Below are 16,481 nucleotides of genomic sequence, written 5' to 3'. Positions count from 1 at the left end.
CCCACAGAGGTCGCGAGGTCACCTGGGGACGGCCCACCCGGTCTCGAGACGTTGTGGACGACCGAGCTCCGGAGGGCCTTCTCCGCGCTCACGTCCTCCCCGCCGCCGCCTGGGGTCCTCTCACGCAGCTGCTGCACTTCGCCCATGTCGGCCCGGCCCGGGGCGGTTCACGTCGACCCGGGGTGGTCCTCGGGCGATTCCTCCGCATCGCATGGGCTCACCGACACCGCGACCGCACCGGGGCCGAGGTGGATCGCCGCGACCGCGCCGATCGGTCGCACGCCGGTGTCCTCGACGAGCCGGTCGCCGAGTCGTTCGTCGAGGCGAGCGGCGAGCTTGTGCGCACCCACCTCGTCGGCGAGGTGGTGCACCGTGACGGCGACGCGCTCCCCCGGGCAGGCCTCCGCCGCGAGGTCGACGAGGCGCGCGAGGGCCCGCCCCGTCGTCCGGACCTTCTCCACCGGTTCGATACGCCCGTCGACGAGGCGCAGCAAGGGTCGGACGGCGAGGGCGGACCCCACGAGGGCCGCGGCGTTGCCGATGCGCCCACCGCGGCGCAGGTGTTCCAACGTGTGCACGACGAACATGAGCTCGCCGGCGCGCGCCACCCGTCGCACCGTGCGGGCCACGTCCTCGACGTCGGCCCCGCGTACGGCGCGGCGTGCCCCTGCCAGGACCGCGTGGCCGAGGGTCATCCCCATCGATCCGGAGTCGACGACCTCGACGGGCACGTCGACGACCCCGGCCGCAAGGCGCGCCGAGTCGCAGGTTCCCGAGAGTCCACCGGCGAGGTGCGCCGAGACGACGTGCGTCGCGCCGTCGGCGGCGACCCGCTCGTACACCTCACGGAACGCCTGGGGTGACGGACGCGACGACGTGAGCGACCGCGACCGCTTGAGCGACCGCAGGAGGTCGGCATCGTCGATGTCGACCCCCTCGGTGTGGTCGCGCCCGTCGACCGACACGTGGAGCGGCACCACCGTGATCCCGAGCTCGGCCGTGAGGTCCGGCGGAAGGTAGGCGGTGGAGTCGGTGACGAGCGCGACGGACACCGTCAGCCCGTGACGACGTTGACGAGCCCGGGAGCCCGCACGATGACCTTGCGCACCGTCTGCCCGGCGAGGAGGTCGGCGACGCGCGGCTCGGCGAGGGCGACCGCCTCGAGGTCGGCGTCATTGATGTCGGCCGGGACCTCGATGCGGGCGCGGACCTTGCCCTTGATCTGCACGACGCACGTGACCGTGTCCTCGACGAGCAACGCCGGGTCGGCCTCGGGGAACGGCTCGTACGTGAGGGTCTCGGCGTGTCCGAGCTTGCGCCACAGCTCCTCGGCGAGGTGCGGAGCGACCGGCGCGACCATGAGGACGAGCGGTTCGGCCGCGGCCCGCGGGGTGCCGCCGAGCTTGGTGAGGTGGTTGTTGAGCTCGATGAGCTTGGAGATCGCCGTGTTGAACCGCAGCCCCGCGTAGTCGGCGCGCACACCGTCGATCGTGCGGTGCAGGAGGCGCTGCGTCTCGTCGTCGAGGGTGTCCTCGGTGACGGTGGACTCACCGGTGGACTCGTCGACGACGTTGCGCCACAGGCGCTGCAGGAAGCGCTGGCTGCCGACGACGGCGCGGGTCTCCCACGGTTTGCTCAGCTCGAGCGGGCCCATGCTCATCTCGTGGACGCGGAACGTGTCGGCACCGTACTGCTCGTACATCTCGTCGGGGCTGACGACGTTCTTGAGCGACTTGCCGATCTTGCCGTACTCACGGGTGACGGGCTCTCCCTGCCACGTGAACGTCGGGGTGCCGTTCTCGCCGACGGTCTCCTCGACCTCGGCAGCGGGGACGGGCTGGCCGCGGTGGTCACGGTAGGCGTACGCCTGGATGTAGCCCTGGCTGAAGTAGCGGCGGAAGGGCTCCTCACTGCTCACGTGGCCGAGGTCGAACAGCACCTTGTGCCAGAAGCGGGCGTAGAGCAGGTGGAGCACGGCGTGCTCGACGCCGCCGACGTAGAGGTCGACGCCGCCCGGGTCCTTCGCACCCGCAGGCGCACCTGCGACGGTGGACTCGCGCGGGCCCATCCAGTACTCCTCGACGACGGGGTCGACGAGGGCGTCGTGGTTGGCGGGGTCGAGGTAGCGCAGGTAGTACCAGCACGAGCCGGCCCAGTTGGGCATCGTGTTCGTCTCACGGCGGTACTTCTTGACGCCGTCGCCCAGGTCGAGCTCGACCTCGACCCACTCGGGAACGCGCGACAGCGGCGGTTCCGGGCGGCTGTCGGCGTCGTCGGGGTCGAACGTCTTGGGGCTGTAGTCGGGCACGTCGGGCAGCGCGACCGGCAACGCCGAGTCGGGCAGGGCGTGGGCGAGTCCGTCCTCGTCGAAGACGATGGGGAACGGCTCGCCCCAGTACCGCTGGCGGCTGAACAGCCAGTCGCGGAGACGGTAGTTGACCGTGCCCTCCCCGACGCCCTTCTCGTCCAGCCACGCGATCATGCGCGCCTTGGCCTCGTCGAGGCCGAGACCGTCGAGACTCACCTCGTCGTCGGCGGAGTTGACGGCCACTCCCCCCGCGGTGAACGCCTCGCCGGCATCGGCCGACGTGGACGGGGAGAACGAGGCGAGGTCGGCGTCCGCGGGGGCGACGACGTCGCGGATCGGCACCCCGAACGCCGAAGCGAACGCGTAGTCACGCTCGTCGTGCGCGGGGACGGCCATGATCGCGCCGGTGCCGTATCCCATGAGGACGTAGTCGGCGACGAACACGGGGATCGCCTCGCCCGTGACGGGGTTGATGCCGAATCCTCCGGTGAACACGCCGGTCTTCGTCTTGTCCTCGACCTGACGCTCGACGTCGGACTTGCGCGCGGCCGCCCGGCGGTAGGCCTCGACGGCCTCCCGCGGCGAGTCTGCCTGCACGGGGCTGCCGTCGATGTCGGTGCCGCGCCAGGCGGCGGGCACGTCGGTGGGCCAGGCGTCGGCGACGAGCTCGTCGACGAGCGGGTGCTCGGGGGCGAGGACCATGAACGTCGCGCCGAAGAGGGTGTCGGGACGCGTCGTGAAGACGGTGATGGGGTCGACACCGGCACGCGGCTGCGCATCCGGCCCGGCGGTGGCACCGCGCTCGGCGACGGCGAAGTCCACCTTGGCGCCCTGGCTGCGACCGATCCAGTTGCGCTGCATGTGCTTGACCTTGTCGGGCCAGTCGACGCGGTCGAGGTCGTCGGCGAGCCGGTCGGCGTACGCGGTGATGCGCATCATCCACTGGCGCAGGTTGGCGCGGAAGACGGGGTAGTTGCCCCGCTCGGAGCGGCCCTCGTTGGTGACCTCCTCGTTGGAGAGCACCGTGCCGAGGCCGGGGCACCAGTTGACGGGCGCCTCGGAGGTGTACGCGAGGCGCCGGGTGTCGAGATAGGTGTGCCGCTCGGCCGCGGCCAGGTCGGACCACGCGCGGCCCGCGAACTCGCCGTCGAGCTGCCGCTCGCCCGAGTCCAGCTCGGCGATGAGCTCATCGATCGGGCGGGCCTTGCCGCGGCCGCCGTCGGCCCGCACCGCGTCGGCGTCGTACCAGGCGTTGTAGATCTGCAGGAAGATCCACTGCGTCCAGCGGTAGTACTCCGGGTCGATCGTTGCGATCGCGCGCCGGTCGTCGTGACCGAGGCCCAGGCGACGGAGCTGACGCTTCATCGTCACCATGTTCGCCTCGGTCGTCGTGCGCGGGTGCTGCCCGGTCTGCACGGCGTACTGCTCCGCGGGCAGACCGAACGCGTCGTAGCCGAGGCAGTGGAGCACGTTCTTGCCGGTCATCCGGTGGAACCGCGCCCACACGTCGGTCGCGATGTAGCCGAGCGGGTGGCCGACGTGCAGGCCCGCGCCGCTCGGGTAGGGGAACATGTCGAGGACGAGCAGCTTCTCGCGCCCGGCCACGCCCTTCGGGTCGGCCCACGGGCCGGAAGGGTTGGGAGCCCGGAACGTGCCCTCCTCGGCCCACCGGTCCTGCCAGGAGAGCTCGATCTGCTCGGCCAGGGCGGGGTCGTACCGGTAGGGGGTGTCGTTCATCGCGTCCTTCGATCCTCGGGTCTGCATCGGGGCGACGCACCCGCCGGTCGGAGCGGCGATCGACCCTCGCGTGTTCGGGCTGGCGTTTCAGCCTAACCCAGCCCGCCGACAGCCCCTCCGCGCCGCTTCCTCCGCGGACGCGTCCGGACGAGGCGCCCATACGAACGAGGCGGGCCACCCCCGAAGGGATGGCCCGCCTCGTGTGAGCCGAGGCTCACGAACGTCTCGTCGACGCGTGGTCGACTCAGAGCGCGTTGAGCGTCTTGGCCATCGCGGACTTCTTGTTCGCGGCCTGGTTCTTGTGGATGACGCCCTTGCTCACGGCCTTGTCGAGCTTGCGGCTCGCGACCTGCAGCGCCTTCGCGGCCTCTTCCTTGTTGCCGGCGGCGGCGGTCTCGCGGAAGTGACGGATCCACGTGCGGAGCTCGGACTTGTACGCCTTGTTGCGCTCGGTGCGCTTGGTGTTCGTCTTGATCCGCTTGATCTGGGACTTGATGTTCGCCATGGTGACTCTCGTTTCCGGTCGTTTGGCTGTCAGGAGGACAGGCCCACCCTCACCTCCGGAGCTGGTCGGGCTCCGGCCAAAGGTGGACTGCACAGTGCGTGTCGGCGCACGACCTGGGCGCACACGCGAGAGACCACGCTACCAGCCACGACTCCCCCGCCCAAACAGGAGCGACGTCGGCGATGCAGTCCGCCCTCGACGGAGCGGTCGAGGGAGCGGTCGGCGGATCAGCGGTGTCGTCCCGAGCGTTCCGCGCAGATCGTGAGGACCGCCTTCTCGACGGCGTAGACGGGGTCGCGCCCGCCGCCCTTGACTGCCTCGTCGGCGGCGGCGACGGCCTGGATGCACCGGCCGAGCGCCTCGACGTCCCAGCCGTTGAGCGCGCGTCGCGCCCGGTCGATCTGCCACGGCGCCATGCCGAGGGTCTTCGCGAGTGAGTTCGAGCTCGCCCGACCCGCCCCGGCGACCTTGACGAGCTGACGCAGCTGCACGGCGAGGACGGCGACGATCGGCACGGGGTCGACGCCGCTCGCGAGCGCGTGGCGGAGGAGTCGCAGGGCCTCCGCCGCGTTGCCGGCGACGGCCGCGTCGGCGACACGGAACCCCGTGGCCTCCACCTTGCCCCCGTGGTAGGTGGCGACGACCCGCTCGTCGATGAGGCCGGTCGTGTCGTCGATGAGTTGCTTGCAGGCGGACGCGAGTTCGCGGACGTCCTTGCCGACGGCCTCGACGAGCGCCCGCACCGCCTCCGGGGTGGCCTTGCGACGGTTGCGGCGAAACTCGTTGACGGCGAAGTCGTTCTTGTCCTTGTCGGTCTTGATCGCGGGGGCCTCGATGACGCGGGCCCGGTTCTTCTTCATCGCGTCGACGACCCGCTTGCCGCGGTTGCCGCCGGCGTGGGCCACGACGAGGGTCACTCCGGGTTCAGGGCGTTCGATCTGGGCGAGAAGGTCGGCCTGGGCGTCGTCCCCGGCCTGCTCGGCGCCACGGACGACGACGCACTTGTCGCCGCCGAACAACGAGGGTGCACACTGCATCCCGATCTGACCGGGCTCGTAGGTCTCCATGTCGACGCGGATGTACTCGACGTCGGGCGCCAGGGATCGCAGCGCGTCCAGTGTCGAGGTGATCGCGCGCTCGGCGAGGATCTGCTGGGGCCCGCTCACGAGCACGAGGGGCGGCACCCCTCCGCCGGGGGTGGCCTTCGGTCGGTCGTCCGTGCTCACGCGCTCAGGATGTCAGAGACGACCGACAACCCGCCCACCTGCTCGGCGACGCCGTCGGTCCCCCTCGGTCGTTCGCGGCAGTGGTACCCGCCCTGCTCGTGCCTCCCCGTCGTCACAGCCGCAGAAGCGTGAGCCGCGCCTCGACGGACTCGAGGGGGATCTCGAGGTGCTCGGCGAGCTCCTCGGCCGAGAGGCCGAGGTCGCGGCCGTCCTTGAGCTCCTCGTCGTCCTCCCGGGTCCACGCATGTCCGCCGGTGACGGCGGTGCGTTCCTCCTGGACGGCGGGCGCCCCTGTGGTGACCGCGTCGCTCACCTTCTCCGTGACGGGGGAGGCCTTCGCGCTCGGGGGCGGGTGCTCGTTCTCCCCCGCGACGACGCCGCGCGACGGTGGCGGCGCGACGGGGACGACGGGCGCGGCGGACTCGTCGAGCCGACGCAACGCCTCGAGCACGACGGCCTTGTTCGTCGTCGGCCAGAAGGGCGGGATCGACCATTGGAGGAAGCCGGCGTAGCGGGCGGTGATCATGCGGGAGTCGAGGAACGCGACGACGCCACGGTCGTCGGAGCGACGGATGAGACGACCGGCGCCCTGCGCGAGTCGGAGCGCGGCGTGCGTCGCGGAGACGGCCATGAACCCGTTGCCGCCGCGTCGTCCGATCTCCTGCGTGCGGGCCGAGGCGAGCGGGTCGTCGGGGCGCGGGAAGGGGATGCGGTCGATGACGACGAGCTGACAGGCAGGGCCTGGCACGTCGACGCCCTGCCAGAGCGTGAGCGTGCCGAAGAGACACGTCTTCGCGTCGGAGGCGAACTCCCGCACGAGGGTGGTGATCTGGTCCTCGCCCTGGCAGAGGATCGTCATCTCTCCACCGATCCTCGCGCGCATCTCCTCGGTCGCGGCCTGCGCGGCGCGCATCGAGGAGAACAACCCGAGCGTGCGGCCACCGGCGGCACGAACGAGCGCCTCGAGCTCGTCGAACATCTGCGGGCTCGGCCCGTCGCGGCCGGGTGCGGGCAGGTTGGCCGCGACATAGGCGATGCCCTGCTTGGGGTAGTCGAACGGGCTCCCCACGTCGAGGCCCTGCCAGTCGGGTGCGCCCTCACCTCGCAGACCCAGCGTGCTGGCGACGGCGTCGAACGTGCCGCCGAGCTCGATCGTCGCCGAGGTGAGGACGACGGTGCGCTCGGTGAAGAGCTTCTCGCGGAGGTCCATCGCGACGCTCATCGGCGCGACGCGCAGCACGGGTCCGCGCTGGGGATTCTGGGAGACCCACGCGACATCGAGCGCGCGCTCCTCGAGGAGTCGGTCGACGACGTCGACGAGTTCGTCGACGGCGGCCTTGGCGACCGACCGGGCACCGTCGGCGTCGTCGACGCCCTTGGACTCGGCCTTCATTCCGCTCTGCACGTTGCGGGCGTCGGTGCGCAGCATCGACAGCGCGTCGGCGAGCGAGTCCGTCAGGCTCGTGAGCCGCCCCTCGGGCAGGGGCTGCAGCGCCTGGGCGAACACCTCTCCCGCGCCGACGAGGTCGTCGGTGCCCGTGTACTTCGCGGCCTTGCGGGCGGCGGTCGTCACCATGCCGGGCGAGAGCTCGTCGGTGACGGTGGCGGTGACGCGGTCGACGAGTTCGTGGGCCTCGTCGATGACGAGGAGGTGGTGCTCCGGCAGCATCGCCCGGCCCTCGAAGGCGTCGATCGCCATGAAGCTGTGGTTGGTGACGACGACGTCGGCGTCCTTGGCGGCCTCGCGGGAGCGTTCGACGAAGCACTCCTCGCGCATGGGGCACTTCGTGCCGAGGCACTCGCGCGCCGCGACGGAGACCTGCCGCCACGCCCGCTCGGAGACGCCGGGGACGAGTTCGTCGCGGTCACCGGACTCGGTGCCCTCGGCCCACTCGCGCAGCCGCAGGACCTCGGCTCCGAGGCGGGAGGGCCCGGCCTCGCCGCGCGCGTCGTCGTCGGGGGCCGATGCCGGGGCGAGCGACGCGGCCGAGAACAGCGCGCCGTCGTCATCGGGGAACCCTCCGGCGAGCTTGTGGAGACAGACGTAGTTGCGTCGCCCCTTGACGAGGACGTAGTTCGGACGCCGACCCAGCAGCGGGGCGAGGGCGTTCGCGACGCGCGGCATGTCACGATCGACGATCTGCGCCTGCAGGGCGAGGGTGGCGGTCGCGATGATCGCGGGGGTGCCGGTGTCGACCGCGTCGGCGACGGCGGGCACGAGGTAGGCGAGCGACTTGCCCGTGCCCGTCCCTGCCTGGACGAGCAGGTGTTCCTGCGCGGCGACGGCATCCTCGACGGCGAGCGCCATGCGCTTCTGACCAGGACGTTCGGTGCCGCCGACCGCCTTCACGGCCGCGGCGAGCAGTTCATCGACCCGGGCTCCACGCACCCGCACAGGCTAGTGCCTGCCCCGGAGCGCCCGTGACGGTCGTCCACAGCGCCCGTCGGGTACGGCTCGTGACCGCCCCGCGTGGGGAGACGCGACGACCGCGGCACCCGCCTCGACGAGGAGGGGGTGCCGCGGTCGTGTGCCGACGGGGACGCGTCCCGGCGGAGTCCGTCAGAGAGCCTTGAGCAGGGCCTTCGCGACGGCCTTCGCGCTCATCGGGTTCTGGCCCGTGATGAGACGACCGTCGGCGACGACGTTCTTCGCCATCGGACGCATCGGCTTCTTGTACTTCGCGCCCTTGTCCTTGAGCGCCTGGGAGAGGTTGAACGGCACCGCGTCGTCGCGACCGGCGAGCTTCTCCTCGGGCCACGAGAAGCCCGTGAGCTTGCGGCCCCTGACGAGCGGCTTGCCGTCGACGACGACGTCGAGCAGACCGACCGGCCCGTGGCAGACGGCGGAGACGATCTTGCCCTGCTCCCAGAAGTCCGCGACGAGACGCGCGAGCTCGGGGCGGCGGAAGTCGAACATCGTGCCGTGACCACCGGTGAGGTAGATCGCGTCGAAGTCCTTCGCGTTCATGTCCGCGACGGCCGGCGTGGTGTCGAGGATGTTCATGAACCCGCGATCCTCATACCGCTTGTTCGTGCCACCCATCGCGAGGACCGTGCGCGTGAGGCTCTCGGGGTCGAGCGGGACGACGCCACCGTCGATGCTCGCGACGACGACCTCGTGACCGGCGTTCGTCACCTCGTCGTAGAAGTGGGTGAGCTCGCCGAGCCACAGGCCCGTGCGGTAGCCCTTCTTCTGGTACTCGCTCGCGCTCGTCGTGATCGCGAGGATGCGCTTCGTCTTCGTCTTCTTCGCCATGGATCCTTCTCTCCGGCGGGCCGGCCAGCGTGGTGAACCGGCGCGCACGTCGTTCGTGGGGCGAGGCCCCGTCACTGCGGGACGAACTCCCGGAACGTCTCCGCCTGGTGGGAGAACACCCGCACGTGGAGGCGTGTTCCCTCGGGCAGGTGCTCCTCGGAGAGGACGTCGGCGACGGAGTGGAGCGTGTTGACGACGTCGCCGCGGCCGTAGGGCACGAGGAGGGTGAGCTCGACGTCCTGGTGGGGAAGCTCGTCGGCGATGAGCGCGCGGAGCTCCTCGATGCCCGCGCCGCTACGGGCGGAGACCGCGATCGAGTACTTCTCGTGGCGGAGGATCCGGTCGACGACCTCGGGATCGGCGATGTCGGCCTTGTTGACGACGACGACCTCCTTGGGCTGGTCGTTCGGGTCGTCCCACACGTCGGCGAGCACCTGACGCACGGCCGTGATCTGCCCCTCGGGATCGGGGTGTGAGCCGTCGACGACGTGGAGGAGCAGGTCGGCGTCTGCGACCTCCTCGAGCGTCGATCGGAACGCCTCGACGAGCTCGTGCGGCAGCGAGCGGACGAACCCGACGGTGTCGGCGATGGTGAACTCCCGCCCGTCGGGCGTCTCGGCGCGACGGATCGTGGGGTCGAGGGTGGCGAACAGGGCGTTCTCGACGAGCGCTCCGGCGCCGGTGATGCGGTTGAGCAGCGAGGACTTGCCGGCGTTGGTGTACCCGGCGATGGCGACCGCGGGGACGTGGTTCGCGCGACGGCCGCTGCGCTTGGTGTCGCGGACCGTCTTCATCTCCTTGATCTCGCGACGCAGCTTGGCCATGCGCTGATTGATGCGGCGCCGGTCGAGTTCGATCTTCGTCTCACCGGGGCCACGCGAACCCATGCCCGCACCGCCGGAGACCTGACCACCGGCCTGACGGGACATCGACTCACCCCAGCCACGCAGGCGTGGCAGGAGGTACTGGAGCTGCGCGAGTTCGACCTGCGCCTTGCCCTCCTTGGACTTCGCGTGCTGGGCGAAGATGTCGAGGATGAGCGCGGTGCGGTCGATGACCTTGACCTTGACGACGTCCTCGAGGGCGCGCCGCTGGTTGGGGGCGAGTTGGCTGTCGGCGACGACCGTATCGGCACCCTCGGCGACGACGATGTCACGCAGCTCCTCGGCCTTGCCGGAGCCGACGTACGTCGCCGGGTCGGGCCGGTAGCGGCGCTGGACGACGCCCGCGAGGACGGTCGACCCGGCGGTCTCGGCGAGCGCGGCGAGCTCGCGCAGGGAGTTCTCGGCCTCCTCGAGCGTGCCCTCGGACCAGACGCCGACGAGCACGACCCGCTCGAGGCGCAACTGGCGATACTCGACCTCGGTGACGTCCTCGAGCTCGGTGGAGAGGCCCTGCACGCGACGCATCGCCGCGCGCTCCTCACGTTCGAACTGGTCTCCGTCGTAGGAGGTGAAATCGGGATCGGCCAGGTGCCAGTCGTCGCTGTCCGACAGGGCACTCGCCCGACCCGACAGGATGTCGGCACTGGTGCGTTCGGTGTGGTTCGTCATATCCCTCTCAGGGTCGCAGACGCCCGCGGTCGGGGCGAGATGTTTTCCTCCGTCAACGTCCGGGCGGGTCGTCCTCATTCCGCCCGGTCGCCGGATCGGCCCGGGCGGCGCGGTCCCCGCGGCGGCGGCGAGGCGTGGGCCCATGTCGACGTCACTCCTGCGGGGGCACGCGGACGATCTCCTCGAGGAACGCGAGGTAGGCGTTGGCGACGACCCCGGCGGACGAGACGGGCGCGCCGAGCGTCTCCTCGATCCGGCGCAGGCGGTACCGGACGGTGTTGGGGTGGAGGAACAACCGTCGTGCCGTGGCTCCGACGTCGAGGCCGAGCGCGAGGTGGACGACGAGCGTCTCGTGGAGGTCGGCGTTCTCGAGGACCGGCCCGAACTGGCGCCGGACCCGCTCGGCGAGATCGGACGGGGGACGGCTCGACAGGAGCCAGCGAGCGAGGTCGACGTCCTCGAAGCGCACGATCGCGCCCTCCTCGACGCTCCTCCGATCCGACGCCTCTCGCCCCGTTCCCGCACGGCCGCCTTCACGCGCCCATCCCCCGTCGCGAGCCCGGCCCGTCTCGCGAGCGCGGCCGTCGACACCCGCCCGTCGGGCGTTCTCCCGACCGAGGAGGGCGACCTGCATCGCCATGTCGGCGTCGCGGTAGGCGGCGGGGGCGGCCGTGAGGTCGACGAAGGGTTCGCTCACGCCGACGACATGGGCGGTCGCGAGACGGTCGAGCCACGCCGTGAGTGCCGGCTCGTCGCCGACGAGCGCAAGGACCGAGGCCTCCCGGTGTCCGGCCTCCGACGGGGCGCCCGGCGGCGCGTCGGCGAGGACCAGCGGGAGACCTGCGAGGTAGGCGCGCTCGTGGAGGGTCTCGAGGCGATCGGCCCGGCGACGTGGGGTGTCGCCCGAGGGGTCGACGAGCGTCGCCGCGACCGCCCGAAGCGGTTGGTTGACGGTGAACCGCAGCTCACGCAGCCGCCGCCACACCTGCGGCACGCGGTCGGCCGTGACCTCGCCGCGCAGGATCGTCACGAGATGCCGCGCCCGCGTGAGTTCCTGCGTGCGGGCGAGGGACCGGGCGCCTCGCATCGCCGAGAGCATGCCCTGCGCCGTGAGGAGCAGCGGTTCACCGTCCTCCTCGACGATCGCCGCGTCCCTCGACACCACGGCGACCCAGTACCCGGCGCCGCGCATGACGACCGGCGAGGCGAGCACCCGGTAGCGGCCGAGGTCGAGACTCGTGAAGGCACGTTCGCGATGGGCGAGCTCGTGCCAGAGGAGACGCACCGGCCCCTCACCGACCGAGGCGGCGATGCGGCCCGCGTCGTCGTAGAGCACCGCGGTGCCGCGGACGAGCTGCCCGAGGCGAGCGATGAGCGCCTGGAGTGGGCGGTCGTCGCCGAGCGCGGCGAGCAGCTCGCCGTGGAACCACAGTTCGCGCCGGAGCCGCCGGATCTCCTCGGCGGCCTCGTCGACCCCGTCCACCATCTCTCCTCCGTCCTTGCGGCGCCCGCAGGCCCCCGACCTGGATGTGGACGACGCGACTGTGCGATCGCACAAAGAATCCCACCCCGGATCGTGGATCGGCCAGTGACGAGCGGCTCGGGCCACGGGCAAGGTAGCCGCCAAACGCAGCGAGGCGCCCGGCCCGCCCGTCGTGAGATCCCCTCGGCCGGACCCCAACTCATGAGGAGGTGCCCCGTGGGCCCACAGCGAGTCGCCGTCGACGTCGGCGGAACGTTCACCGATGTCTTCGTCGTGGACGAGGACACGAAGGAGTCCTACGTCAGCAAGGTCCCCTCGACGCCCGACGACCCGATGCGTGCCGTCATGGCCGGCGTCGAGCGCGCGCAGATCGAGCTCTCGGACGTGTCCCTCTTCTCGCACGGAACGACCGTCGCGACGAACGCTCTCATCACGCGGCGTTTCCCGGCCGCGGCCATGGTGACGACGAAGGGGTTCCGCGACGTCCTCGAGATCCGCGACGGGACGAAGGACGACCTGTGGGACGCCTACCACGACGTCACGCCGCCCTACATCCGTCGCCGTGACCGCTTCGAGGTGACCGAGCGCATCGACTACGACGGCCAGGTCGTCGAGCCCCTCGACGAGGAGGAGGCCCGGCGTCTCGCCAAGCTCCTCCGTCGGCGTGGTGCGGACACCGTCGCGGTCTGCTTCCTCAACTCCTACGCCAACCCGGCCCACGAGGAGCGGATGAAGGAGATCCTCGCCGAGGAGATGCCGGAGGCGTCGATCTCGACCTCGGCATCGATCCTTCCCGAGATCTTCGAGTTCGACCGGTTCAACACGACGGTCGCGAACGCCGTCCTCGCCCCGCTCGTGAGCGGATACGTCGACCGCCTCGCCGACCGGCTCGAGGAGGGCGGCTACGAGGGCGACCTCCTCCTGCTCCACTCCGGTGGCGGCTCGATGACGCCGCGCATGGTCTCCCAGTACCCCGTCCGTCTCGCGGCCTCCGGCATCGCGGCCGGCGCGATCGCGTGTCGGCACATCGCGACCCAGTGCGGGTACGACAACGCGATCGGCCTCGACATGGGCGGCACGAGCACCGACATCTGCGTCGTCCACGGCGGCGAACTCCGCGTCACCAAGGAGTGGCAGGTCGAGTACGGCCACCCGATCATGTTCCCGAGCATCGAGGTCCTCACGATCGGCGCGGGCGGCGGTTCGCTCGCGTGGATCGACCCGGCCGGCTCCCTGCGCAACGGTCCCCAGTCCGCGGGCGCCGACCCCGGCCCCTCCTGCTACGGCACGGGCGGCACGGAGGCGACGAACACCGACGCCAACCTCGCCCTCGGTCGACTCGGCACCACCCTCGCGGGCGGCGCGAAGACCCTCGACCGCGACCGCTCCGAGAAGGCGCTCGACGAGCACGTCGCCGGGCCGCTCGACATGTCGCGGGAGGAGGCGGCGGGCGCCGTCCTCAAGGTCGCCAACGCGAACATGTCCGACGCGGTGCGCCTCGTCTCGATCCGCCGCGGCCTCGACCCGCGCGACTTCGCCCTCGTCGCGTTCGGTGGCGCCGGCGCGCTGCACGGCGCCGAGGTGGCGAAGGAGCTGTCGATCCCCACCGTCATCGTCCCGCCCAACCCGGGCGTGACCTCGGCGCTCGGCTGCCTTCTCGTCGACATCCGCCACGACCTCACGACGATGTTCCACCACGACGCCGACGAGGTGGACCCCGACGAGCTCGAGGAGGCGTTCACCGCCCTCGAGGCCGAGGCGAGCGAACGGCTCCGCCACGAGGGGGTGGGCCCCGAGAACGCCGTCCTCCAGCGGTCGATCAGCATGCGGTACGAGGGCCAATGGCGTTCCCTCGCCGTCGAGGTCGGCTCCGGCCCCGATGCGCTGGAGGAGGCCGTCGCCCGGTTCCACGAGCAGCACGAACGCGAGTTCGCCTTCCGCCGCGACGACGCGCCCGTCGAGCTCTACCAGCTCGGCCTCAGCGCGATCGGCACGACGCCGAAGCCGGCGTTCCCCAAGCGTGAGCGCACCGGCACGGCCGACCCCGAGCCCGCCTCCCACCGCCGTGCGTGGTTCGAGGAGACCGGCTGGGTCGAGGCCCCGGTCCACGACCGCGACTCCCTCCCCGCCGGGACGACGTTCTCCGGGCCGGCGATCGTCGACCAGTTCGACTCCACGACGGTCGTGCCGCCCGGCACCCGCGCCGAGATCGACGAATGGCTCAACATCCGCATCCACCTCGACGACGCCGCCGCGCCCCGCGACCGCAAGGAGGCCTGACATGACCGCCCAGACGACCACCCCCGCCGTCGACGTCGCCGAGGCGGCCGCGGCCGCCTCCCGCCGCTCCCTCGACCCGGTGACGTTCGAGGTGCTCAAGAACGCGTTCACGACGTCCGTGGACCTCATGAGCGAGCAGATCCTCCGCACCTGCTACAGCTTCGTCATCTACAGCCGCGACTTCTCCTCCGCCCTGTGCGACGCCAAGGGCAACACGGTGATGCAGGGCAGCCAGGACATCGCCGTCCACGTCGGGACGCTCCACTTCCAGTGCCAGGCCGTCCTCGAGCAGTTCGGCGACGACATCCACCCCGGCGACGTCTTCGCGATCAACGACCCCTACCGGGGCGGCACCCACTTCAACGACGTGAGCTTCATCCGCCCGATCTTCGTCGACGACGAGATCATCGCGTTCGCGCAGAACAAGGGGCACTGGGCTGACATCGGCGGCAACGTGCCGGGCAGCTTCGACGTCAACGCGACCGAGCACTTCGGCGAGGGCCTCCGCATCCCGGCCATCCGGATCTTCGACCGCGGCACGTTCCGCTACGACGTCGCCGCGCTCCTCGTCGAGAACACCCGCTCCCCCGGCGTGAGCCTCGGCGACCTGCACGCCCAGTCCGAGGCGACGGCCGTGTGCGAGCGCGACATCCTCCGCCTCGTCGAGCGGTACGGCAAGGACACGATCGTCGCGGCGATGGAGGAGGTGCAGGACTACGTCGAGACCCTCGTCCGCAAGCGCGTCGCCGAGCTCCCCGACGGGGAGTGGACGACGACCGACTACCTCGACAGCGACCCCGGCCGCGGCGAGGGCCTCGTGCCCATCGTCGTCACCCTCCGCATCGAGGGCGACCAGATCCACTACGACCTCGAGGGATCCGCGCCCGCCGTCGCGTCGTTCCTCAACTCCGGGTACGGCACGACCCACTCGGCGCTCTACGCGGGAACCAAGACGTTCTTCCCCGACGTGCCGCTCAACTCCGGCTTCTACCGGGCGGTCTCGGCCGACATCGGTGAGGAGGGCTCGGTCGTCAACGCCGGCTGGCCCCACGCGGTGACCGGGTTCTGCTCTGGCCCCTACGAGAAGATCATGAACGCGATCTTCGAGATCTGGTCCGGGCTCATGCCCGACCGCGCTCTCGCGGGGTGCTTCAACCTCGAGTACCTCCTCGTCGGCGGCCGCGACGCGCGCTCCCCCGAGAAGCCCTACTTCATGTGGTACGACTGGATGGCCGGCGGCTGGGGCGGCCGAAGCGGCCGTGACGGATCCGGCACGTCCGCGCCGGTCTTCGGCGTCGGCCTCGCCGTCCAGCCCGTCGAGGGCCAGGAGCGGCTCTCCCCCGTCCTCACCACCCGCCACGCCATCGCCACCGACTCCGGCGGCCCCGGCAAGCACCGTGGCGGCGTCGGCATCGAGAAGGGTGGCACGCTCACCGACGCCGAACGCACCGTCATCTCGTACTGCTGCGACCGCGCACGCTCCATCACGTGGGGCCTCGAAGGCGGCCTGCCGTCGAACCCGCACGGTGTGTGGCTCAACAAGGACACCGAGGACGAGAGGTTCCTCGGCAGCGTGTTCTCCTCCGTCCCCGTCGGGCCGGGAGATTCGTTCGTCCGCCCCTCCGCCGGTGGTGGCGGATTCGGTGACCCGCTCGAGCGGGAGCCCGCCGAGGTGCTCGAGGACGTCATCGACGGGTACGTCTCCCTCGACCGCGCCGCGAAGGACTACGGCGTGGTCGTCGAGGCGATCGACCCCGAGCTCGACGAGTACCGCCTCGACAGCGACGCGACGACCCGCCTCCGTGACGAGATCCGCGCCTCCCGCCGTGGGTGGATCGAGGAGGACCCGGAGGACGTCGCCCGCCGGTACTGCGAGGGCGAGCTCGACACCCTCGACCTCGTCCGCCGTTACGCCGTCATCGTCGATTGGGGCACCGGTGAGCTCCTCCCCGAGACGACGCGCGAGTACCGCGAGGCGTTCGTCCGCCGCAGCGCGAAGGCCTGGACCGACTGACCGACGGCCCGACACGCCGGACCGCCCACGAACGGGCCGTGACACAGGGGGTCTCCCCGTCTCGCGGCCCGTTTCGGTGCGCGTGTGGCGTGTGTCCGGCCCAGGTCGCCGGACGGCGC

The 16,481-nt window shown here is 71.2% G+C and carries 10 protein-coding genes; 2 read left to right on the top strand and 8 right to left on the bottom strand.

Annotation, left to right across the window (positions count from 1 at the left end; genetic code table 11):
• Window positions 1-167: 167 nt before the first annotated feature.
• The 8 genes from MOPEL_RS02630 to MOPEL_RS02595 form a co-directional block, all read right to left on the bottom strand.
• A complete protein-coding gene (locus MOPEL_RS02630) occupies window positions 168-1,052 on the bottom strand; it encodes a DegV family protein (protein ID WP_009481305.1) in 885 nt (294 codons plus the stop codon).
• Window positions 1,053-1,054: 2 nt separating this feature from the next.
• The gene (locus MOPEL_RS02625) at window positions 1,055-4,045 is read right to left on the bottom strand and encodes a leucine--tRNA ligase (protein ID WP_009481304.1); all 2,991 of its coding nucleotides are present in this window, start codon (window positions 4,043-4,045) and stop codon (window positions 1,055-1,057) included.
• Window positions 4,046-4,289: 244 nt separating this feature from the next.
• Window positions 4,290-4,550, bottom strand: a complete 261-nt coding sequence (gene rpsT, locus MOPEL_RS02620) for a 30S ribosomal protein S20 (protein WP_009481303.1) — start codon at window positions 4,548-4,550, stop codon at window positions 4,290-4,292.
• Window positions 4,551-4,777: 227 nt separating this feature from the next.
• The gene (gene holA / locus MOPEL_RS02615) at window positions 4,778-5,776 is read right to left on the bottom strand and encodes a DNA polymerase III subunit delta (protein WP_009481302.1); all 999 of its coding nucleotides are present in this window, start codon (window positions 5,774-5,776) and stop codon (window positions 4,778-4,780) included.
• Window positions 5,777-5,888: 112 nt separating this feature from the next.
• Complete coding sequence (locus tag MOPEL_RS02610; protein WP_505758453.1) at window positions 5,889-8,171, bottom strand: ATP-dependent DNA helicase; 2,283 nt, start codon at window positions 8,169-8,171, stop codon at window positions 5,889-5,891.
• Window positions 8,172-8,336: 165 nt separating this feature from the next.
• Complete coding sequence (locus MOPEL_RS02605) at window positions 8,337-9,032, bottom strand: type 1 glutamine amidotransferase domain-containing protein (protein ID WP_009481299.1); 696 nt, start codon at window positions 9,030-9,032, stop codon at window positions 8,337-8,339.
• 71 nt (window positions 9,033-9,103) lie between these two features.
• Window positions 9,104-10,585: a GTPase HflX gene (hflX, locus tag MOPEL_RS02600; protein ID WP_009481298.1), complete on the bottom strand. Its 1,482-nt coding sequence runs from the start codon at window positions 10,583-10,585 to the stop codon at window positions 9,104-9,106.
• Between the two features lie 151 nt (window positions 10,586-10,736).
• On the bottom strand, window positions 10,737-12,068 hold the full coding sequence (locus tag MOPEL_RS02595) for a PucR family transcriptional regulator (protein ID WP_009481297.1): 1,332 nt from the start codon (window positions 12,066-12,068) through the stop codon (window positions 10,737-10,739).
• 216 nt (window positions 12,069-12,284) lie between these two features.
• Here MOPEL_RS02595 and MOPEL_RS02590 point away from each other — a divergent pair, with 216 nt between their 5' ends.
• Together MOPEL_RS02590 and MOPEL_RS02585 are read left to right on the top strand one after the other, a co-directional pair.
• The gene (locus tag MOPEL_RS02590) at window positions 12,285-14,348 is read left to right on the top strand and encodes a hydantoinase/oxoprolinase family protein (RefSeq protein ID WP_009481296.1); all 2,064 of its coding nucleotides are present in this window, start codon (window positions 12,285-12,287) and stop codon (window positions 14,346-14,348) included.
• A 1-nt stretch (window position 14,349) separates the two neighbouring features.
• Window positions 14,350-16,362: a hydantoinase B/oxoprolinase family protein gene (locus tag MOPEL_RS02585; RefSeq protein WP_009481295.1), complete on the top strand. Its 2,013-nt coding sequence runs from the start codon at window positions 14,350-14,352 to the stop codon at window positions 16,360-16,362.
• The last annotated feature ends 119 nt before the right edge of the window (window positions 16,363-16,481 follow it).

It is taken from the genome of Mobilicoccus pelagius NBRC 104925, from assembly GCF_000247995.1.
GTDB classification, from domain to species: Bacteria; Actinomycetota; Actinomycetes; order Actinomycetales; family Dermatophilaceae; genus Mobilicoccus; species Mobilicoccus pelagius.
Note: the sequence above shows the minus strand (reverse complement) of the source record. Positions and strands in the feature narration are given on the sequence as shown.

Coding starts and splice junctions, on each gene's coding strand:
- rpsT (WP_009481303.1), bottom strand. CDS start 4,550: ATGGCGAACATCAAGTCCCAGATCAAGCGGATCAAGACGAACACCAAG.
- MOPEL_RS02585 (WP_009481295.1), top strand. CDS start 14,350: ATGACCGCCCAGACGACCACCCCCGCCGTCGACGTCGCCGAGGCGGCC.
- MOPEL_RS02625 (WP_009481304.1), bottom strand. CDS start 4,045: ATGAACGACACCCCCTACCGGTACGACCCCGCCCTGGCCGAGCAGATC.
- MOPEL_RS02605 (WP_009481299.1), bottom strand. CDS start 9,032: ATGGCGAAGAAGACGAAGACGAAGCGCATCCTCGCGATCACGACGAGC.
- hflX (WP_009481298.1), bottom strand. CDS start 10,585: ATGACGAACCACACCGAACGCACCAGTGCCGACATCCTGTCGGGTCGG.